18 protein-coding genes are annotated in these 20,454 nt (G+C 43.5%); 10 read left to right on the top strand and 8 right to left on the bottom strand.

The annotated features are described in order from the left end of the window. Position 1: 1 nt before the first annotated feature. The 6 genes from hutU to ACQKFO_RS15290 all read right to left on the bottom strand — a co-directional run bounded on the left by hutU (position 2) and on the right by ACQKFO_RS15290 (position 5,721). Complete coding sequence (gene hutU / locus ACQKFO_RS15265; protein WP_427599792.1) at positions 2–1,672, bottom strand: urocanate hydratase; 1,671 nt, start codon at positions 1,670–1,672, stop codon at positions 2–4. Then, positions 1,665–3,197 carry a histidine ammonia-lyase gene (hutH, locus tag ACQKFO_RS15270; protein WP_427599793.1) on the bottom strand — a complete coding sequence of 511 codons (1,533 nt, stop codon included), beginning with the start codon at positions 3,195–3,197 and terminating at the stop codon, positions 1,665–1,667. The genes hutU and hutH overlap by 8 nt, the downstream gene beginning before the upstream one ends. Positions 3,198–3,463: 266 nt before the next feature. Beyond that, on the bottom strand, positions 3,464–3,910 hold the full coding sequence (gene hutP, locus ACQKFO_RS15275) for a hut operon transcriptional regulator HutP (protein WP_427599795.1): 447 nt from the start codon (positions 3,908–3,910) through the stop codon (positions 3,464–3,466). A 254-nt stretch (positions 3,911–4,164) separates the two neighbouring features. Beyond that, positions 4,165–4,647 (bottom strand): hypothetical protein, encoded by a 483-nt coding sequence (locus tag ACQKFO_RS15280; RefSeq protein ID WP_427599797.1) that lies wholly within the window; start codon positions 4,645–4,647, stop codon positions 4,165–4,167. A gap of 90 nt (positions 4,648–4,737) precedes the next feature. Further along, positions 4,738–5,334 (bottom strand): transposase, encoded by a 597-nt coding sequence (locus ACQKFO_RS15285; RefSeq protein WP_427599798.1) that lies wholly within the window; start codon positions 5,332–5,334, stop codon positions 4,738–4,740. A 165-nt stretch (positions 5,335–5,499) separates the two neighbouring features. Then, positions 5,500–5,721 carry a hypothetical protein gene (locus ACQKFO_RS15290; RefSeq protein WP_427599800.1) on the bottom strand — a complete coding sequence of 74 codons (222 nt, stop codon included), beginning with the start codon at positions 5,719–5,721 and terminating at the stop codon, positions 5,500–5,502. Between the two features lie 197 nt (positions 5,722–5,918). Here ACQKFO_RS15290 and ACQKFO_RS15295 point away from each other — a divergent pair, with 197 nt between their 5' ends. Then, complete coding sequence (locus ACQKFO_RS15295; protein WP_427599802.1) at positions 5,919–6,332, top strand: helix-turn-helix domain-containing protein; 414 nt, start codon at positions 5,919–5,921, stop codon at positions 6,330–6,332. Positions 6,333–6,552: 220 nt separating this feature from the next. Here the strand turns inward: ACQKFO_RS15295 and ACQKFO_RS15300 are convergent, their stop codons facing one another. After that, positions 6,553–9,054, bottom strand: a complete 2,502-nt coding sequence (locus ACQKFO_RS15300) for an NEW3 domain-containing protein (protein ID WP_427599804.1) — start codon at positions 9,052–9,054, stop codon at positions 6,553–6,555. 329 nt (positions 9,055–9,383) lie between these two features. Here ACQKFO_RS15300 and ACQKFO_RS15305 point away from each other — a divergent pair, with 329 nt between their 5' ends. The 5 genes from ACQKFO_RS15305 to argH are packed head-to-tail and all read left to right on the top strand — an operon-like array spanning position 9,384 to position 15,988. Continuing rightward, entirely contained in the window at positions 9,384–10,565 is a 1,182-nt protein-coding gene (locus ACQKFO_RS15305) for an ROK family transcriptional regulator (protein WP_427599806.1), read from the top strand. A gap of 18 nt (positions 10,566–10,583) precedes the next feature. Next, on the top strand, positions 10,584–11,672 hold the full coding sequence (locus ACQKFO_RS15310) for an extracellular solute-binding protein (protein ID WP_427599808.1): 1,089 nt from the start codon (positions 10,584–10,586) through the stop codon (positions 11,670–11,672). Positions 11,673–11,686: 14 nt separating this feature from the next. Continuing rightward, positions 11,687–12,793: an ABC transporter ATP-binding protein gene (locus ACQKFO_RS15315; protein ID WP_427599810.1), complete on the top strand. Its 1,107-nt coding sequence runs from the start codon at positions 11,687–11,689 to the stop codon at positions 12,791–12,793. Then, a complete protein-coding gene (locus ACQKFO_RS15320; protein WP_427599812.1) occupies positions 12,790–14,481 on the top strand; it encodes an ABC transporter permease in 1,692 nt (563 codons plus the stop codon). The genes ACQKFO_RS15315 and ACQKFO_RS15320 overlap by 4 nt, the downstream gene beginning before the upstream one ends. A 16-nt stretch (positions 14,482–14,497) precedes the next feature. Next, positions 14,498–15,988 (top strand): argininosuccinate lyase, encoded by a 1,491-nt coding sequence (gene argH, locus ACQKFO_RS15325; RefSeq protein ID WP_427599814.1) that lies wholly within the window; start codon positions 14,498–14,500, stop codon positions 15,986–15,988. 53 nt (positions 15,989–16,041) lie between these two features. On the opposite strand, the gene ACQKFO_RS15330 is transcribed toward argH, so the two are convergent. Continuing rightward, positions 16,042–16,197 (bottom strand): hypothetical protein, encoded by a 156-nt coding sequence (locus ACQKFO_RS15330; protein ID WP_427599816.1) that lies wholly within the window; start codon positions 16,195–16,197, stop codon positions 16,042–16,044. A 257-nt stretch (positions 16,198–16,454) separates the two neighbouring features. On the opposite strand from ACQKFO_RS15330, the gene ACQKFO_RS15335 reads away from it, so the two are divergent. The 4 genes from ACQKFO_RS15335 (at position 16,455) to ACQKFO_RS15350 (ending at position 20,404) form a co-directional block, all read left to right on the top strand. Then, entirely contained in the window at positions 16,455–16,583 is a 129-nt protein-coding gene (locus ACQKFO_RS15335; RefSeq protein WP_299744173.1) for a hypothetical protein, read from the top strand. 129 nt (positions 16,584–16,712) lie between these two features. Further along, the gene (locus tag ACQKFO_RS15340; protein WP_427599818.1) at positions 16,713–17,378 is read left to right on the top strand and encodes a hypothetical protein; all 666 of its coding nucleotides are present in this window, start codon (positions 16,713–16,715) and stop codon (positions 17,376–17,378) included. Between the two features lie 19 nt (positions 17,379–17,397). Continuing rightward, a complete protein-coding gene (locus ACQKFO_RS15345) occupies positions 17,398–18,636 on the top strand; it encodes an efflux RND transporter periplasmic adaptor subunit (RefSeq protein WP_427599820.1) in 1,239 nt (412 codons plus the stop codon). Positions 18,637–18,784: 148 nt separating this feature from the next. Then, entirely contained in the window at positions 18,785–20,404 is a 1,620-nt protein-coding gene (locus ACQKFO_RS15350; RefSeq protein WP_427599822.1) for an alkaline phosphatase, read from the top strand. The last annotated feature ends 50 nt before the right edge of the window (positions 20,405–20,454 follow it).

Consider the following 20,454-nt stretch of genomic DNA (forward strand, 5'->3'; position numbering starts at 1 on the left):
ATTATTCTCCTCCTTTGTTCATTGGGATGTGGATGTTGTGTTTTTCAGCTGTTTTTTCTGCGATGTCATAGCCTGCGTCCACGTGGCGGATGACGCCCATTCCAGGGTCTGTTGTGAGCACGCGTTCTAGTCTTTCCTGCGCAAGGTCCGTCCCGTCTGCTACAACCACCATTCCAGCGTGCAGTGAGTAGCCCATTCCTACTCCGCCACCGTGGTGGAAGGAGATCCAGGAGCCGCCTGCTGCTGTGTTGATGAGGGCATTAAGGATCGCCCAGTCTCCTACTGCGTCACTGCCGTCTTTCATGCTTTCGGTTTCACGGTTCGGTGAAGCAACGGATCCGCAGTCCAGGTGGTCACGTCCGATGACGATTGGCGCTTTCAATTCTCCGTTTTTGACGAGCTCGTTGATGGCAAGACCCATCTTCACACGCTCACCGTATCCAAGCCAGCAGATTCGTGAAGGCAGCCCTTGGAAAGCAACCTGCTCCTGGGCCATATCGATCCAGCGATTCAGTGCTTCGTTTTCAGGGAAAAGCTCTTTGATCAAGCGATCTGTTCTATAGATATCCTCTGGGTCTCCTGACAGAGCCGCCCATCGGAATGGTCCTTTTCCTTCACAGAATAATGGACGGATGTAGGCTGGAACGAAGCCAGGGAAATCAAAGGCATTGTCGACCCCTTCATCCTTCGCTACCTGACGGATGTTGTTACCGTAGTCGAATACAATCGATCCTCTATTCTGGAACTCAAGCATTGCCTCCACATGTTTGGCCATGCTCTTTTGTGAAAGCGTCGTGTAGGCTTTCGAATCCTGTTTGCGAAGCTCTGCCGCTTCTGTGAGCGAGTACCCCTCTGGTACATAGCCATTTAAAGGATCATGGGCTGATGTTTGGTCAGTAACGATATCAATTTGGACATTCCTCTTTAAAAGTTCATGATGAAACTCTGCCGCGTTTCCAAGTAATGCGATGGAAAGTGGCTTGCCTTGATCGCGTGCTTCATAGGCCATCATTAACGCTTCATCGATGGAATCTGTCTTCACATCACAGTATTTCGTGTCGAGGCGCTTTTGGATACGTTCTGCATCAACGTCTACTGCAATCACGACTCCACCGTTCATGGTGACGGCTAGTGGCTGTGCTCCACCCATTCCCCCTAGACCCGCAGTTAGAGTGATCGTACCTTTAAGGGAGTTGTTGAAATGTTTCTTCGCAAGTGCTGCGAACGTTTCATACGTCCCTTGCAGGATTCCTTGTGTCCCGATATAGATCCAGCTTCCAGCCGTCATTTGGCCATACATCATGAGGCCTTTTTGATCAAGCTCATGGAAATGCTCCCAGTTTGCCCATTTTGGTACAAGGACCGAGTTGGATAGTAAAACTCTTGGAGCTGCTTTATGGGTTTTGAACACACCAACCGGCTTACCGGATTGAACAAGCATGGTTTCATCGTTTTCCAGGTTTCTGAGCGTGTGAACGATTGCGTCGAAGGACTCCCAGTTACGGGCCGCTTTCCCGATACCACCGTAAACGACCAAATCTTCCGGAATCTCAGCTACCTCTGGATCGAGATTGTTATAGAGCATGCGCAGGACCGCTTCCTGCTCCCATCCTTTACATTCAAGGTCCGTCCCTGTTTTAATTTGTACGATGCGTTTGTTTGCCTTAACCATTTGTTGTTTCCTCCTTTGTTTTGGTTGGTTTGATGAGTGTGCTTAACGTTGTTTGTTGCAGCCACTGGTTGGCTTTTTCTATATCTTTCGAGAAGATCCGGTCCTTAGTGATGGAAGGGATGACCTTTCTCGCTGCTTCATAAAATTGTCGTGTCTTGCTTGCCATGAGGTCCGTCCCTCGATGTTCTGCTGCCTGCAGGTTGCAGATCAGTTCGACGGCCAGGACTCTTCTTGTGTTCTGTAAGATTTGGTAGGCATGTCGCGATCCGATGGTTCCCATGCTGACGTGGTCTTCCTGGTTGGCGGATGACGGGATGGAATCGACGCTCGCTGGATGGGCGAGTGTTTTGTTTTCGGATACTAGTGATGCCGCACAGTATTGCATGATCATGGCACCGGATTGGAGTCCTGGTTGCGGACTCAGGAACGGCGGCAGATCATTCAGCTGCGGATTCACGAGTCGTTCGATCCGTCTTTCTGAAATGTTGGCAAGCTCAGCTACAGCAATCTTCATGAAATCCATGGCGAAGGCGATTGGCTGTCCGTGGAAGTTCCCCCCTGAAATGACCTTTTCCCCGTCATCGAAAATGAGAGGATTATCGGTTGCGGCGTTCATTTCGATTTCCAGCTTTTCTTTTACATAATCAAGCGCCTGCCATGATGCTCCGTGAACCTGCGGGATGCAACGTAACGAGTATGCGTCCTGGACTCTGAGCTCTCCTTGTTTCGTTGTCAGCTTGCTGTCTTCCAGGTAATCCCGGATTCTTTTGGCCGTTGCGACCTGCTGAGGATAGCCCCTTACTAAATGAATATCTTCGTCAAAGGCATCCATGATTCCTCTAAGCCCTTCCATAGTCAGACTCGCAATCATCTCACTTTGGAAAGCAAGTTCTTCAGCTTCCAGGTACCCGATGACGCCCATTGCCGTCATTGCCTGAGTTCCATTGATGAGTGCCAACCCTTCTTTAGCCTGAAGCTGGATCGGGAAGATGTTTTCTTTTGAAAGGACAGGAAGGGTTTGATGTACCTCACCTTGATAGTGGACTTCGCCTTCTCCCATCAGCGCGAGAGCTAAATGGGAAAGTGGCGCTAAGTCTCCGCTTGCTCCCAATGAACCCTGCTGCGGGACCACAGGATGGATTCCTTTATTCAAGAACTCCGCTAGTCTTTCGACGATCACTGGCCTAACACCTGAATACCCTTTTAAAAGAGCGTTGCATCTCAGTAAAAGCATGGCACGTGAAACGTTTTCCGGAAATGGATCACCCACTCCACAAGCATGTGAATGAATCAAATTCAGCTGAAGCTCCTCCACATCATCAGCATCAATCAACACATCACTGAACTTCCCAAAGCCCGTATTGATCCCATACACCACACGCTTCTCCTTCACAATCCGCTCAACCGCCTCACGACTCTTCCGCACCCGCTCCATACTAACCGGCGAAAGCTCCACCTGCTCGTTCCCATAAATAACCCTCTTCGCCTCATCCAAACTCAAACTACAACCCGTCAACTCCACCATTACAATCACCTCTTCATATTTTTAGGGACGGACCTCCATAAGTTGCCTCTTCACAACCTCAGTATGGCTAAACCCCTCTAAATCGCTATGTTTGTTGTTTCATTCTTTAACGCTTTAAACCACTCTGGGACGGACCTTCAAAACAGCACAGTCCACTCCCTAATAACCTGACCCCAAAATTCCATACAAAAAGAGGCTCGACCAAAGACAGACTTCTGCCGTTGGTCGAGCCTCCTTTCAACTAATATCTCTAGGCTCTAGATTATTTAAATATGATTAATTCCAAGTCCGATTGTCTCGTGCTCCAACCCCTTAATTGGCGCACCAATCGTTCCATATAACGCTACTGCGATCCATTCGCCTTCATCTTTACTTGCATATGGAGTCCCCCGTACAACAGAGAAGCGCAATCCCACTGTGCGCAGAACCTCACCTAATTGCGTATGGCCCCGGGTCACACCCGTTAAAGCCTCCATAATTGCGTGATATAGGGCATGCATTTCACGGTACAAATCTTCACGGACAAGATCACTTCGTTTTGCTGCCGTTTCAATCGCAGCCACGATTTTCTGACTGTCCATGGAGCCGATCTTCCCGGTGCAGTAACTCCAATTCAGTTCATTGAAATGACGATTCCATTCTTCTTCCTCTTTGTCTACGAGGAGAAGAAGCATGGCGTTCTTACCGATACGAGTATGATCTGTCTTATCCAAGTGGCATTCGCACCTTACATGAAAATTCTAAAAATACTAATAACTACTTATATTGTATGGTCTGATTCAAAAGAGGTCAACGAAAAAAGTGGTGATTTTAGAAACTTAGAGAGGTAGTTTGGTAGCGTGGTAAAGGGTTTTGGAGAGCCTCTCAGGCAGGACTTAGGAAGTGTTGACTAGCTTAAACGCTTGGAGGTCCGTCCCTCAATAAAAAAAGACGTACCTATTCAATTTAGGTTCGCCTCATTCCTCCTTTACTCTTCTTGTTTTTTGCCTTTTCCTTTGAACACTTGGGGGTTGTTCATGAGATAGGTGACGGTTCCATCATCGGACTTCAGGCTCAGGTAAGACAGAATATCCTGTTTGTCTTCATTAGAGAGACGGTCATCCATAGGATATAAAGGTCGTATATTCAGTTGCTCCACTCCAACCCGCTTTTCGAGTACAACCTTACAATCCTTTGGTGTGTTGTCACCAATACGGACAAACTTAAATGGGATGGTATGATTACGATCGATTGGAACGGCAAACAAGGTGGTAAAACCAACTGTTTCAAGTATCTTATCGGAGTACATAATGCTTTCGAGTGCATGGGAAAATCCCGGCGGCTGATTCACAACGACTAACTTATTGTAATAATGCTGGCCTTGAAAGACCACTAAATGTTTTTTCGATTTTTTGATACTCCTCTTTGAAACATGGAAATCCTCAAACACCAATATAAAGTCTTTTTTCATTTTTCCTCCTCCTCGTTATAGGAATTTGGTCCTACAAACATGATTTTCGACATAAACAACTAATATCCTTTAAATTTTTACAAAAATATTTTATTTTTTTACAATTTTAATTGTATTTTCGTCAAATTCCTTGTTTAGGTCCTCCTTCTCTTCTTCTTTGTCGTCTACATATTCTTTATAAAGCTTCACTTCTGAGTCCGGGAAATATACCAAGGTCCTCTCCTTTGAAAGGAGCGGGTTGTCGATGGAATGAACATATGAGGGGTAGCTGCTCCAGGGGTAATACTCGGGGACGACGGTGAGTTTGGCTTTGACAGGATTTTGGTGAATATATCTGCTGACCTTAATAAAATAGGCAGGGGTATCAATCTTGGTTGAGCCATATCTGCCTTGAAAGACATGTCCGACATAATCATATTTTTTGTTGAAATAGATGGCATAACGGGTATGAATAATTCTGAAGATCTGCTGGAGTGGAACGTCATGGGTTTCGATCAGAAGATGAATGTGGTTGGACATCAAACAGTAAGCGTGGATGGTAAAAGGATACTTGTCTTTCGTGTCCTGCAAGTAGGATAAATACTTCTTTCGATCTTCAATGTCATGAAACAAGTCTTGCTTCCGGTTCCCTCTCGCTGTCACATGATAAGTGACTCCCGGACACCAATCCCGAGGCGTTCGAACCATAACATCACTCCTTCACTTGATACAGCTAAATTTCGTACAACTACCTATTCGACACAACTCCTCAAAATCCTCTTTTTTTAAGGGACGGACCTCTTGAATTTTACAAAAGGCGTTAAATGAGGCTGCTTGTTGTCAAGTTCTACTTTAGAGGTCCCTCCCTCATCTTTACTCTTCTCTTCTATCTATTAGTAGGAAATCTTTCCTGTTCGTTCCCTCGCCGGTAAAGCTATTTTGAGAGTAGTAGATCACACGCTGTTTGCCGTTATTTTTAGTACTGAATACCAGATTTGATTCTTGCCTCAAAGGTACCCATTTGACCTTTCCCGTTAAATCGGGTTTTGTGACGCCTATAACGCTAATCTTTCTCCCTTTGTTCTGATCTCCCATTCTATCTTCCACCTTTACCCCCAATTCGACAAAATTACAATTATATTTACATTTTAATACGTTTTATTGTAATTTTGTATACCTTTTCCAAATTATTTATATTTGTAATCAATATTAGTATTTCATATCGTGTAATTTGCCGTTAAAAACACTTAAAACCTTTATCTTGAAGAAAAAAGGGATAGTCGGTGATAAGAATGGACTTACATATAGAGTTAAAGCATTATCGGAATGATATATTGGAGCTTACTCAAAGAGAAGCCGCCATTCGTTTAAATATCAATCAGAGTACGTTATCAAACTATGAAAATGGTACAAGGGACATCCCGTATAAAATGCTCCTTACCTTTAAAGAAGTCTATAAAATCCCTACCCATGAGATGAACCGAATTATGTACGGCGAGGAAAGTGTCAGTCCTCGTAATAGTCACAATCCTATGATTCTAAGAGAAAACTTCGAATACGAAGAAAATAGGGAAATCCTGAAGATCCTTCAAGATCACCCTAAATTCAAACGAACCCTATCCTCCCTTACCTACTTCACAGAAAAACGCAAAGATAAATTCATCACCCAAGTCAACCATCTCTACCAGATGATGAAAGATTGGTAGTTAGTGGTGATTAGAGGGACGGACCTCCAATCACCTCAAATGGATTGATATACCTTTTGAAATCGGGGTTTCTAAAGAAACACCCCCTTGCTATAGGTCCGTCCCTACAAGCACTACAAGTACTCCTTGCACAGTCCTTCTCTGCACATCAAATCACGTTAACGCTGAGTTACCACACTTCTCCACCACAGTACGAAAAAAACGAAGGTCCGTCCCTCTCTTAGTTTTGGCCGTAGCTTAGGAGGTTGGTGAAGATTCGGTAGCCTCCGGGGACTCCGCCTTGGATTTGGCGGTAGAATACGAGATTGGTGTATAGGTAGGTTCCTTCTCCGTATTCGGTCATGAGGATTCCTCCGTCGAATGGTTCTTCATTCGGGTCTGCCATACGGACAAAGGTCTCGTAGCGGTCATCCCAGGCCATCGGGTAGTACAAGCCTCTTTCTTGTACCCAGTTATCCCAATCCGATCCGGTAATGGTATTAGGGTAGTTAAATAATGGTGATTCAGGCTGCAATACCGTGACTGCCGCGTTTTCATCGGTTACTCTCCAGCGGATCGACGGGTTTCCAATGGTTAATGGATATGGTGCTGTAGTATTTTCATCCCATCCGTCGTTCGGTTTATGATACTGAACAACCAGATGCCCACCGTTTTCTACATACTCTTTCAGACGCGGATTATTCGCCGCCAGGTCTTCCCTCGATAAATAAGCACGGATCCCTGTCACGATCGTATCGTATTGACTAAGATCTCCTGAAGCTAAATCATCTTCTGTAAGTGATGTGATGTCCATTCCCACATTGCGAAGATAGTCTGCCACTTTATCAAAGCCACTTTCGATGTAACCAACTTTCAGATTTTCAGGAGTCAGCAATTCAAACGCAACTCCGTTCACTTTGGAATCGTACAGGTAATAAAATGTCCCTATATGGTCATAGCTTATTTCCTGAACCGTTGAGGAGAAGGTTTGACCGCCCACGACGGCTTGTGCATCTACCTCGAAATTCCCTTCACCGATGCCTTCCGGCGGACTTAGTGTAAAGGATACGTCTTTCTCTTCCTGTGACTCATCGAATTGAACCGTCACCTCTTTGGGGGATACCTTCCAACCCTCTGGAACCGTTAACGATACCTGTGAAGAAGTGGCTCCATCACGATAGTTCTTCACCTTCGCGACCACAGGAATTTCATCTTGTACATCAGCTCTATTGACCACGATATCTTCCGGGTTAAGGGTGATGCTTACGTCAGGTAAGACAGCAATGGTCCCGTTCAGATTTTGAACGTGGGTCGTTTTTGATCCTGCTGCTTCAAAGCTTACTTTAGCCTGAATTGCCGGTTCTTCGTATGCATGATAATACTCGGCATCACCCGGAACTTCAACGTTAAATACCACTTCACGTTCCTCACCAGGCTTGAGGTCAACCGCTTTTCCACCGCTCTCAACAACCCAATCTTCCGGTGTAACGAGCTCGACTTCCGCTTTTTTCAGCTTCTCTTCTCCCTGGTTGGCTAATTGAACTTTCACCTGCACCTCTTGCCCCCTTGTCAATACGGTCGTTTCCGCAGAGGCGTCGATACTTAATTCCGAAGCAACAAAACTTACCGTATTCAGCTGCTCTTTCTTCAAGGAAATTTTATGAAGCAAGTCTTTCTTCAGTTGTTCATCAAGCTTGGATTTCTCGGTTTTCTTCTCAATTTTCTCTACTTCTTTCAATGCTTTCTGCGCTTTTCCGAACGTTTCATCTCGATCAGGATAGCTTGAAATGATCCCTTCTAAGCTCTTTTGAAACTTAGCGTAGTGAACCTTGAGAGATTTCTCACCTTTAGGCATTTCTTCTGCCCACTCTTTAAAATCGTAGGGAATTCCTTCAAACAATTCATCAGTGCCTGTGGTTTCTACAGAACTTTTCTCTAATTCCAAGTGAGTCTGTCTCGGGGCCACACCGATCTCATTCCCCATTCCCTGGCTTTTATGCATATAGCGGGATTCTTCCCCTATTTGCGGATAAGACATCTCATAAATGGGATCGTAATCCCCGATTTCTATGGATGTAGTGGCTGTTTCTTTTGATTCAGCAGGCAAATAAAACTTTTTCACCTGCCAAACAGACAAGCCTTCTTTTAGTTGTTCTGGAAATATGTCTGGATTTGCAGCGTCCTCAAACGCCCGTTGACTAAGTATGGTGATGGAGCGATGATGTCCATGTTGGGAGTCGGAGTCTCTGAAGGATGGCATTAAAATATCTGGCTGGTAGGTCCGGATGAATCGGATGAGTCTTTCATATGTGAGCTCTTCACCCCATTTTTCCAACGTTTCTTCTGGGGTTTTAGAAAACCCAAAGTCGTAAATCGGATCTGAGGTGGTTTCACTGAGGTGGTAGGCTTTTACTCCAGTAATCTTGGCGGCTTCGATCATTTCCCTGGAGCGAATGATTCCAAGGGCATTCCCGAGCTCCTGACCAATTTCATTTTGGCCGCCCTCTCCTCTATTCGCAATTAAGCTTGAGGTTTTCACACCAAGACCTCTGGATAAATATGCAAGGAAATCACTTCGTTCGTCATCAGGGTGAGCCCCTGTGTTTAAAAACGTAACTGTCGTATTCAAAGGTTTGACGGCATTCCATAACTCAACATCATGCTCTTCTGAATGAACGACACCACTAAGAGGTAAAAAAGAAAGCACCAGCAATAGTGAGAGTAAATAGCTCAAAAACCTCATTCATGTAACCCCTTTCATTTTCAGGAATTTTGGTCAAACGTATAACTGCAACTCCCACCCCTTTCGACATAGGTCTTTAGTATGTTAGTTAAATTACCTAACCAACTAAACCTAGTAACCTCTCCTAATTAGTATCACACAAGGATAATAATGTAAATAACTATTTTACAGAAAATTCAAACTGTTGTCATATTAGTATTTTAAATTATCATAAAATTAAAATAACTGTTGTAACTTATTCCATAATAAGGTATATTTCTTGTTAATTAGTAAACTTTACTAACCAAAATAAAGAAGGCCGTGATGCAATGAGTTTAAGAGGTGCACCTATGCAGATGAAATCGTTGAATAAAAAAAGAGTACTTCAGTGCATTCAAGAAAACTCCCCTATTTCCAGGGCGGAAATTGCTGCACAAATGAACTTGAGTAAGCCGACCATCTCATTAATTGTGGATGAATTGATAAAAGAAAAATGGATCTATGAAAAAGGAATAGGTCCCTCTTCTTCTCAAGGAGGAAGAAAGCCGATTCAGCTATTTTTCAATGAAAAAGCCGCCTATGTGATTGGAACCGATATTGGCGGTACAAAAGTGAAAACGATCATTTCTGATTTAAGTGGAAATATCATTCATTCAAAGAGTTTTTCTACATCACACTATTTGCAGACAGGCCTTTTGGAGCAAATCGCAAAAGATGTCTTCCGAATGCTTGATCATCTACAAATCCAAACCAACGACGTATTAGGAATGGGCATCGGTGTACCGGGAATCACACAAAACGGGGTAGTACTTGAAGCTCCCAGCCTCAATTGGATTCGATACCCGATTCTTTCAGAAGCTGAAAAACACTTCTCCTTCCCCATCCACGTGGACAACGATGTGAATGTTGCTGCACTTGGGGAGCAGTGGGTCGGAAGCGCAAAAAACAATCGCCACGTTCTATTCATGGCCGTGGGGACTGGGATCGGAAGCGGCATCATCATCAATAACCAGCTTTACAGGGGACACTCCAACGCCGCAGGGGAGATCGGTTATATGGTGACAGATAAAGATGACCTTCAGAATGACTTTAAACCGATGTTTCATCGGTATGGTTATCTGGAAAGTGTAGCCGGCGGCAAGTCCATTGGACATAAACTTACAACCCTGGTATTGGAGAAACCTGATCATCCGGCTTATGAAGAAGCCAAACAAACAGAGTTATCCGGGGAAACGGCTTTTAATCTGGCAAAGTCCGGGGACCCGACAGCCCTTTCCGTCGTCAATGATGCGATTGACCACCTTGGCTACGGAATCATCAACGCAGCAAGCTTACTAAATCCAGAGGTCATCATTTTAGGAGGTGGTGTTTTAAAGTCATCCGATTTTATCCTTCCAAGATTACGGAAAATGGTAGATCAGTATCTTCCAAGTTCAGTAGAATTGAAGGTTTCACAATTAGGGGGAAATGTTGGTGTATTAGGTGCAGTTTCACTGTTTTTACGCGAGCACGAGGGTATGATTAATTTTTGATAACAAGGGGGATTTTTCATGAAATTGAACAAGAAATTATCGATGATGACAACGGTTTCTCTATCAGCTGCTTTATTGCTTTCAGCTTGTGGCGGATCAGAACAAGGCTCAAGTTCAAGCAGCTCGGATGAAAAAGAAAACAAGCTTGAAGAAAAGATTGTTGTGTACTCTCCTCATGGAAAAGACATCCTCTCAAAATTCGAACAGAAATTCGAGGCAAAATACAATGTAGACGTTGAATGGCTCGATATGGGGTCACAAGAAATCCTGGACAGGATCCGTTCCGAAAAGAATAACCCTCAAGCAGATGTCTGGTGGGGGGCTCCTTCCACAAACTTTGATCAAGCGAAAGACGAAGGATTACTGAAACCTTATGAACCATCCTATGCGTCAAGCTTAGATGAAGGCTTTCATGATCCTGAATGGAACTGGTCCGGTACGAGCCAGACTCCGGAAGTGATCATGTATAACAGCAAAGAAATCTCTAAAGAAGAAGCACCGAAAGACTGGGATGAATTATTGGATCCTAAGTGGAAAGACGAAATCATCATTCGTTATCCTCTTGCTTCCGGAACGATGAGAACGATCTTCTCGGCGATGATTTATCGTGATTATAAAGATTCCAATGATCCGGCTAAAGGATATGAGTGGCTCGAGAAATTAGACGCAAACACAAAGGAATATTCAGCTAACCCGGAAATGATGTACAACAAGGTCGCTAAAGGCGAAGGCGCCCTTTCTGTCTGGGCAATGCCGGATGTCGTTATGTTAAAAGAAAACAAGAACTATCCATTCGAATTTATCATCCCTGAAAGTGGGACACCTGTTCTGACAGAGGGGATTGCACTTGTTGAAGGCGCTCCTCATCCAAAAGCTGCAGAAGCATTTTATGAGTTTGTTAATACACCTGAAGCAGCTAAGATCCTGGCAGAAGAATTCTATCGCATTCCTACGAGAAACGATATCGAGGGACTTCCTGAGTGGATTACAGAAACTGAAATCAAGAGTATGGACATCGACTGGAAAGTATTCCAGGAGCAGAGTGATGAGTGGATGAAGCATTGGGATGAAAACATCAAAAACGGAGAGAAAGAAATCAAAGAATAGGAAGTGTAACCGGTATGGCGTCGATAAAAATAGATAATGTCCAAAAAGCCTTTGGAAAGGTTGTAGCAGTTGATCAATTAAACTTGGATATCAAGGACGGGGAATTCTTTACCTTCCTTGGTCCAAGCGGTTGTGGTAAGACAACTACCCTCAGGATGATTGCCGGATTCTACTATCCTACTAAAGGTGTCGTCCGTTTTGGTGAAAAGGACATGACGCGTGTACCTCCTGAAAAAAGAAATACGGGCATGGTATTCCAAAACTATGCCCTCTTTCCTCACATGACGGTATTTGAAAATGTTGCTTTCGGGTTAAGAGTCAGAAAGCTGGCTGTTAAAGAAGTAAAGGCCCGGGTTAAAGATGTTTTAAATAAAGTCAGACTTGAACAATATTCCGAACGTCAAGTGAGTCAATTAAGCGGAGGTCAACAGCAGCGTGTCGCGTTAGCTCGTGCATTGGTGATTGAACCGGAAATCCTTCTGTTAGATGAGCCACTCAGTAATCTGGATGCCAAGCTTCGTGACGAAATGAGAAGTGAGATCCTCAGGTTACAGAAAGAATACAACATTACCACTATTTACGTGACCCATGATCAGGCAGAAGCCCTCTCCATGAGTGACCGGATTGCTGTTTTCAACTTTGGTGTATGCCATCAGGTAGGGACGCCCACTGAAATCTATAATGAACCTGCCAACGACTTTGTCGCCAGTTTTATCGGGGAGATTAATCTATTGCCTGTTACTCTTAATCGTGTCGAGGAAGATAATGCTTATGTCTCAGCAAAAAGCGGCACGATCACCAAAGAGATTGCAGTACATAACAATCCCGCCATTGAAGAAATGAATGCACAAGGAGACATCGCCCTCTCAATCCGTCCTGAAGCGATAAAGCTTGTGGAGCAATATAGTGAAAGTGAAAATGTGTTCAGAGCAATCGTTAAGGAAGTTCACTTCTTCGGGTCAGTCATTAACGTCCAGATTGAAGTAGAACAGCAGCTCCTACAGGTTCATACATTGAATACTCTTCTTTCTAATAAACTTCAACCAGGTGATGAAATCCAGGTTGAATTACCTAAAGAGCATATGCGCCTCATACCAGTGATCAGCGGTGATGCCCCATGATCAAAAATCGGGACACCCGCTTAACTCTATGGCTGCTGCTGCCTGTACTCCTGGTGTTGATTGCTTATGTGCTTTATCCTTCATTGCGGACGTTCCTGGAAAGCTTGAACAAAAACGGCAGCATAGGATTTGAAAACTATACAGACTTTTTCACTCAGGAATCGAAAACAAATTTGGAAGCCTTATGGAACTCTGTCTATATTTCAGTTTTAAGTGTTTTAGTCGCTGCCCTGATCGGAATTCCACTGGCCTTTATATTTAATCGCTATGATTTTCCTGGTCGCAATTTCTTTTCAACCGCCGCCATTATGCCCATCGTCCTCCCTTCCCTGGTCGGGGTCATGGCCTTTATGTTTTTATACGGTGAAACGGGATTAATCCCGAACGCCATCAAAGATTTGTTCGGATTGAAGGACGTTCCCTTTAAGATCGGTGGTGTTTCCGGAATCTTGATCGTACACGCATACACCATGTATGTGTATTTCTATATGACTGTCTCTTCGGCTATCAATAAAATTGATCCATCCTTAGAGGAAGCTGCCTTTAACCTGGGGGCCAATCGATTTAAAGTCTTTTGGAAGGTGACCTTTCCATTATTGACTCCAGCGATTGTTGCTGCCTCATTGCTGGTATTTATGATTTCAATGGCATCCTTCAGTGCTCCGTTTCTATTGGCAGGCGGATTCCGCGTGTTAAGTTTACAAATTTATTTTTCCAAGATAAACGGCGATATGGAAGTCGCCGCTACACAATCTGTCATCCTGTCGATTGTATCCATCAGTTTCTTACTTTTCATGAGATGGTATCAGAATCGGAAAGATTATCGTATGGCTTCAAAGGGGATCGGTGCTCATCGCAGTGAAGTAAAGAATCCATTTATGAAGTGGACATTGGTCGCTGCAGGTGTTGTCGGAGTCGTTATTCTTCTCCTGCCTCACTTCACCATACTGCTTCTCTCTCTTGTTCCCGATGGTACATGGACATGGCAGACATATCCAAGTGTTTTTAATTTCGAAAATTACCGGTTACTCTTTGAGGACCCGAATATATTTAAGCCGCTCAAAAATAGTTTGATCCTTTCGTTCATTGCAACAGCAGGGAACCTTGTTTTCGGGGTATTGACCTCTTACTTATTAGTGAAGCGGAAATTTGTCGGTAAGAGCTTTGTCGATATATTAGTGATGATCCCTTGGGCACTTCCTGCCACCGTTATCGGGATGAACTTGATTTTCGCCTTTAACGAGCCGACTATTTTTTCTTTCGGAAACATTCTTGTCGGCACGTTCTGGATCCTGCCGTTAGCCTATTTCATCAGGCATATCCCATTGGTCGTCCGTTCAACCAATGCCGTCCTGGAACAGCTCGATGACTCGATTGAAGAAGCTGCCAGAAGCTTAGGGGCGAAATGGTTTTATACGTTTAGAAAAGTGATTTTGCCTATCATCATGCCAGGAGTCCTAGCCGGGACACTCCTCGCTTTCGTAGAATCCGTCGGAGAATTTCCAACATCCGTATTGCTTTACACCATATCCAACCGCCCTATTTCCATTGAAATCATGAATCAGCTTCGCATGTTTAATATGGGGCAGGCTGCTGCTTACGGAATGATTCAAATCGCCATCATCGCTGTCATTCTGTTCATTTCAAATAAGTTTTTCGGTGTGAAAGCTGAAAAATCATTATCCTAGAATCGGAGTTGAAAGAATGATCAATTTAGAAGATTTCATTAAAAATGAAGGCAGCTCTTTTCCAGGTAAAACGTATGTGGAAGAGCTGTTGATGCCTGTATTTAACGACCAGAGGGATTATCTGTTTCATGTCATGTTTGATATCCATCGGGCACATGTCATCATGCTTTCCGAGCAGGATATCATTTCACAGGACGAGGCGAAAAAGATGCTGGAGGGAATTAATCGTGTCGCAGAAACAGAGGTCGCAGGAGTCTGCTATCAGCCCCAATTTGAAGACCTGTTCTTTATGATGGAAGCCAAAATCGGCGAGGAAATCGGCGAGGAACTGGCAGGGAAGATCCACATCGGAAGAAGCCGGAATGATATGGGTGTGGCCATGTACCGCCTAGTATTAAGGGAGCACCTCCTGCACCTTCTAAGAACGTCCAATCAATTAAGTGAAGTGCTGCTGTCTCAAGCAGAACAGCACACAGAAACGTATATGACGGGATACACACATACCCAGCCGGCACAGCCTACCACACTGGGGCATTATTTCTTAGCCATATACGATGTGTTACAAAGAGATATTAAACGCCTGCAAGCGGCCTATATAACCGTGAACCAGTCTCCATTGGGAGCGGCTGCCCTCACGACTACCGGATTTCCCATCTGCCGTGAACGCACACGTGAATTGTTGGGTTTTGATCAAATCATTGAAAACTCATACGATTCGATTGGAGGAGCTGATTATTTATTAGAAACTGCTACAGCCCTTATGACTTGTATGGTCAATACAGGCAGGTGGATCCAGGACTTCCTTCAACATGTCACGAGGGAGTTCGGGACGTTTCTTGTGGCAGATCCATATGTGCAAGTCAGCAGTATCATGCCTCAAAAAAGAAACCCGGTGTCCATCGAACATTCCCGCTCCATTGCAAGCAGTGCCTATGGGGATGCCCTTGCCGCAATGAACATGGTGCATAACACTCCGTTCGGTGACATCGTTGATACAGAGGATGACCTGCAGCCACACCTCTATCGTGCTTTCAACAACGCAAACCGTGTCTTAAAGCTTATGTATGCGGTCATCGCCACTTTAAAAGTAAACAAGGATCATGCAAAAGAAATGTCTAAAAAATCCAGCATTACGATTACCGAGCTCGCTGATACCCTTTCAAGGGATTACCAAATTCCATTTCGGAAAGCACATTCCATCGCCAGTTTCATTTCCAAAAAAACGATTCAGCATCAAAAAGAACTTTACGACTGGAACATTGAAGAGATCAATAAAATGATTCAAGAATATACCAATATTTCATTGTCCGATGAAGAATGGAAGAAAATCATCTCCCCGGAATATTTTATTAAAATAAGAAATATCCAGGGAGGTCCCAACCCGGATGAGGTTTCAAGAATGATTCGAATCAGGAACAAAACACTCTCCCTTCAAATAAAGGAGCTGGATAACACCGTTCAATCTTTAAATCATAAGCGGAAAGAATTATTGTCATTCAGATTATAGAAACAAATACTTCCATATATAAACCAAAAGCGCTGAGATTCCCATCAAGGACTCTACAGCGCTTTTTGTTTTAATGCATATCCAGTCTGTAATTCTTGTTTTAACCAATCGATCATTTTATCTGTATCCATGTCACCTTGCTGACCCTTGTCATACGCTTTCTGGATAACAGAGAGAACATATTGTTCCTTGCTTACGTTTCCTTTCAAAAAAGACAACCTCCTACAATATAAAACAGTTTCTATCACTTTATTACACTATTATACGAAAGTTCAAACATCAATTACTAGTTATATTACCATATATATACAAAATTCTACAAATATTTTTCGACATCCATCAATTTAAATAGGCTTAAAGACCTATTAATTATTAGCATATATTTCCGATAAAATGTTGGTATGGGGAAAAATTAACGTTCGTTATTGTCTAGCAGCTTCAAGTCGGGAAAAGGGGGATTTTTATAATGGCATTTTTAACACCGGAAGAGGCAATGAGAAAGAAGAAAACGCAGAAAGTAGTTACATATGTAAGTTTCGTTATTATTACGATTCTACTAATAGCAGGGACTACCTACCTAACCTATCAAGCATAAGCTGACAAAAAGCGTCCATTCGACGCTTTTTTATTTTATTTCTTAATTCGTTCTACAATTTATGGAAAAGTTCGATGATTTTCGATAGAATGAGAGGTGGAATCTATTCAAGTTGGAGGACAACATTTTATGCATAGAGAAGTCAGACTTTTCAGTGGTTTGAAACAACCATCAATCTTCTTTTATCAACTCAATGAGATGGAGGCATTAAAAGGTTTTAAGAAACGAGTCTCATTTCTCTTCCTATTATCCATTGTTATATTTGGATTGATCTCGTCTTTCGGGATCGGAATGGACCCTTTGTCTAAAGAAATGACGAAGCTATCCCCAACTGTATTCGAGTTGGAGAAATTTTTATTTTTCTTAGGCAGGCTGTTAGCTGGAATGCTTTATGCAGCTATCATTCTCTTTTTTTCATCATTAATCTTCTGGACAATATCCAATGAAGGTGAATACCGTAAACTGGTTATCACTCAAGGTCTGGTCTTAATCATTTTATTACTTGAAAAACTCACCTATATACCATTATCCCTATTCTTTTCACTCGAATGGTACTCTTCACCACTCTCTTTAGGGGTAATTACCCAATATATAACATCAAAGTCGTATGTCATCTATTTAATGGGAAGTTTCTCCCTTTTTAAAGTTTGGGTTTTCTACATTCAATACAAAGGTATCAAACAATTAACCAACCAAAAAAACTGGATCATCTGGTTAGTCATTCTTTTAACTAATTTATTCTTGTGGTCTCTTAACGCACTACTCGCTTTCTTAAACATATCAACCTTAATTTAACTTTCTAAAGGCTGTGAACATGATGAAAAGAAGAACCATTTTTTATAGTACTTTAACACTCTCTCTTTTGTTTGTTGGTGCAAATACATATCTAATTGAAAAAGCGAACAGCAAGGTCGACCGCGAAGTCCGGGTAGCCAACTGGGAGATCAGCGGTAAAGACGATTTGGTTAAAGAACTCCCGAAACCGGGGGTCGTTGTATCTGAAGAGGAAAGCTACATTTATTTCAACGACGAATTTGGCTCCTTCAAGAAATTCCTGGTTAAAGAGGGAGATCAAGTGACATCCGGGACTCCACTCTATGAATATGAAGTAACCGATCAAACACAGCAAAAAAGTGTTCTGGAATCAGAAGTAGAGCAATTGGAAGATGAAATTGAGAGTATTGAAGACAATATCGATGATTTGGAAAGTCTTGAATCGTCCCTTCCTTCGACTTCAACTGAAGATAAAGAAATTCCGATTGACGCCAGTGCGCTTCAGTCGGAGTACAATATAAAAAAAGAAATCGCCGCTAAAGAATTAGAAATTGACCGTTTGGAAAATCAAATCGATAATCTTGAGCGCCAAATTTCTGATATCGAATCGTATGAAACAACGTTAACGGTGCAAAGCAGTGTGGACGGGACCATCAAAAATCTTTCTCATGCGATAGATAATCCATTGATTACGATTGCCTCCCAGGCGACGATTGTAACGACTGATCTAACGGAAAAAGAAATTATGACGGTAGAGGAAAATATGAGCGCGAATGTCCAATCGGATAGCGAAAAAAAGACTCAAAAAGGAATCGTGACCAGTGTTGCCACCCTTCCAAAAAACGATCCGCACTTGCAAATGGATAGCATGTATCCTGTGGAAGTGAAGATTCAGGACACTGAAAATAAGCTTCTACCCGGTCACCATGTTTTCCTATCGATCATTACGGAAGAAGTAAAAGGTGCATTTGTCTTGCCCGTGACTGCCATTGAAAAAGAAGGCTCTTCTAAGTTTATCTGGATTCTCACTGATAAAGGAACCGTTGAAAAGCGGAAAGTTGAAACAGGACTCCAGGTAAATGGACAGCAACAAATCAAGTCAGGCGTGAAGGCTGGGGAATACTACATTGTCTATCCAGGGGACATTCCTGCTTTAGAGAACGGTACTCCTTTCGTAACGGGCATTGATTGGAATAAAATCAAATTGCGTGAGTTGAAGAAAGTAGATCGTCCGACGGTTTTAGAAAACCTGCTAATTGGAATATTAGAACGAAAATAATGGGATTAGTCGCATCTAAAGCCAGATAGGTTTAGATGCGACTTTTTTTCGACTACATGTGTTAATGAAGGCACTTCATTTTCTATACATACTCCTTCTCAACCAACAAATACTATCGGTTAACCACTTCAGAAAAGGAGCGCTCACCATGAATACACTAAAACGTCTCATCATCCTAACCATTCTCCTCTCCCTCCTGGCCTTCTCCTTCCCATCCACCTGCCTATTCGCAGCCCCAACCCCACCCAAAAAAAACGTCATCCTCATGATCATGGACGGCACCAACTCCGACATCGTCACATTGGCACGATGGTATCGAGGGACGGACCTTCAATTGGATAAGATTCTGGTAGGCGGCGCCCGGACGTATTCAGCTCAGTCCGCGATTACCGATTCCGCCGCAGCCGGGTCGGCCATGGCCACCGGTATGAAGACAAAACCTGATTACATAGGAATGAACCCGGATGGACGTCCCGTTTTGACCGTCCTTGAAGGTGCAAAGTTGGCCGGTTACAAGACTGGTATCGTAGCTACCTCCCCTGTCCAGCATGCCACCCCGGCTGCATTCACTTCCCATGTCTTGAACCGTGAAGAATTTGGAGATATCGGCGAACAACAGGTGTACCAGGGTCTGGATGTTATCTTAGGTGGAGGTGCCGCCTGGCTGAAACCGAAATCAAAAGACCACGTGAAAAACGATGACGGCATGCTTAAAACGAAAGAAGTCAGTCGCGAGGACGGAGAAAATCTCGTCGAGGTCATCGGCTCAGAGGGTTATGATTTGGTTCGGACGAGGGACGGACTTCTAAAAAGAAAAGGCTCTTCTAAATTATGGGGTCAGTTTGCTGAAGAGGACATTGCCTATGAAATGGACAGGAAGTCGTTAAAGCCTGATGAACCTTCACTTGCAGAGATGACTCGTGCGGCCATCCAGCGCCTTTCTCAAAGTGATAAGGGATTCTTCTTGATGGTCGAAGGCAGTAAAGTGGATTGGGCCGCTCATAAAAATGATCCAGTAGGAATGATCAGTGAGGTATTGAGCTTTGATGACGCCGTTGGAGAGGCCTTGGCATTCGCTCGCGAGGACGGTAATACGATGGTGGTTGCCGTGACCGATCACGGGAATAGCGGGCTTACACTTGGGAATCAGGGTACAAACGGGGATTATAAAAATCAGCCTGTTGAGAAGTTTGTGGAGCCTTTGCGAAAAGCTGAGCTCACGGTTAAAGGTGCCGTTTCTCAACTTAAGGAGGATCGTTCAAATTTAAAAGAGGTCCTTTCAAGCTATGGGTTAGGGACTTTGAGTAAAAAAGAATTCTGTGCGATGGAGGATGCTTCAAAAAAAGCAGAGGATTTAGAGGATGAAATGGTGAAGCTGTTGGCGAAGCGGGCCAATCTGGGCTTTACCACACATGGACACACAGGTGAGGATGTCTTTTTATATGCATATGGCCCAGAGAAGCCTGTGGGTCTTATCGAAAACACCGATATACCGAGAGTGATTTCTAAGCACCTGGGATTTTCATTAACTTCCGGCGAACTTGCCTCCTGGTATGTAGATGGTTCGGAATATTATCGTGAGAGAGGTTTTCAGGTGAAGATCGAGGGACGGACCTCGAAAAATCCTGAAATGGTGGTGAAGCGCGGGGGCGTTGAGCTTCGTTTTCCTGAAAATAAGGATTTTTATTGGGAAAATGGGGGGAAAGTGAGGTTGAAGAGTGTGAATGTGTATGATGGGGAGACTTTTTATGTACATGTGGAGGAGTAAGTCGGGGATTGGGTAGGTTTTGAATGGGATCTGGACTGTTTATTTTCAAG

The organism is Rossellomorea sp. NPDC071047 (assembly GCF_050270195.1).
Taxonomy (GTDB): domain Bacteria; phylum Bacillota; class Bacilli; order Bacillales; family Bacillaceae_B; genus Rossellomorea.

Excerpts from the sequence above, each read along its gene's own strand:
- hutU (WP_427599792.1), bottom strand. The coding sequence starts at position 1,672 with ATGGTTAAGGCAAACAAACGCATCGTACAAATTAAAACAGGGACGGAC.
- hutH (WP_427599793.1), bottom strand. The coding sequence starts at position 3,197 with ATGGTGGAGTTGACGGGTTGTAGTTTGAGTTTGGATGAGGCGAAGAGG.
- ACQKFO_RS15280 (WP_427599797.1), bottom strand. The coding sequence starts at position 4,647 with ATGAAAAAAGACTTTATATTGGTGTTTGAGGATTTCCATGTTTCAAAG.
- ACQKFO_RS15285 (WP_427599798.1), bottom strand. The coding sequence starts at position 5,334 with ATGGTTCGAACGCCTCGGGATTGGTGTCCGGGAGTCACTTATCATGTG.
- ACQKFO_RS15290 (WP_427599800.1), bottom strand. The coding sequence starts at position 5,721 with ATGGGAGATCAGAACAAAGGGAGAAAGATTAGCGTTATAGGCGTCACA.
- ACQKFO_RS15295 (WP_427599802.1), top strand. The coding sequence starts at position 5,919 with ATGGACTTACATATAGAGTTAAAGCATTATCGGAATGATATATTGGAG.
- ACQKFO_RS15300 (WP_427599804.1), bottom strand. The coding sequence starts at position 9,054 with ATGAGGTTTTTGAGCTATTTACTCTCACTATTGCTGGTGCTTTCTTTT.
- ACQKFO_RS15305 (WP_427599806.1), top strand. The coding sequence starts at position 9,384 with ATGCAGATGAAATCGTTGAATAAAAAAAGAGTACTTCAGTGCATTCAA.
- ACQKFO_RS15310 (WP_427599808.1), top strand. The coding sequence starts at position 10,584 with ATGAAATTGAACAAGAAATTATCGATGATGACAACGGTTTCTCTATCA.
- ACQKFO_RS15315 (WP_427599810.1), top strand. The coding sequence starts at position 11,687 with ATGGCGTCGATAAAAATAGATAATGTCCAAAAAGCCTTTGGAAAGGTT.
- ACQKFO_RS15320 (WP_427599812.1), top strand. The coding sequence starts at position 12,790 with ATGATCAAAAATCGGGACACCCGCTTAACTCTATGGCTGCTGCTGCCT.
- argH (WP_427599814.1), top strand. The coding sequence starts at position 14,498 with ATGATCAATTTAGAAGATTTCATTAAAAATGAAGGCAGCTCTTTTCCA.
- ACQKFO_RS15335 (WP_299744173.1), top strand. The coding sequence starts at position 16,455 with ATGGCATTTTTAACACCGGAAGAGGCAATGAGAAAGAAGAAAACGCAG.
- ACQKFO_RS15340 (WP_427599818.1), top strand. The coding sequence starts at position 16,713 with ATGCATAGAGAAGTCAGACTTTTCAGTGGTTTGAAACAACCATCAATC.
- ACQKFO_RS15345 (WP_427599820.1), top strand. The coding sequence starts at position 17,398 with ATGATGAAAAGAAGAACCATTTTTTATAGTACTTTAACACTCTCTCTT.
- ACQKFO_RS15350 (WP_427599822.1), top strand. The coding sequence starts at position 18,785 with ATGAATACACTAAAACGTCTCATCATCCTAACCATTCTCCTCTCCCTC.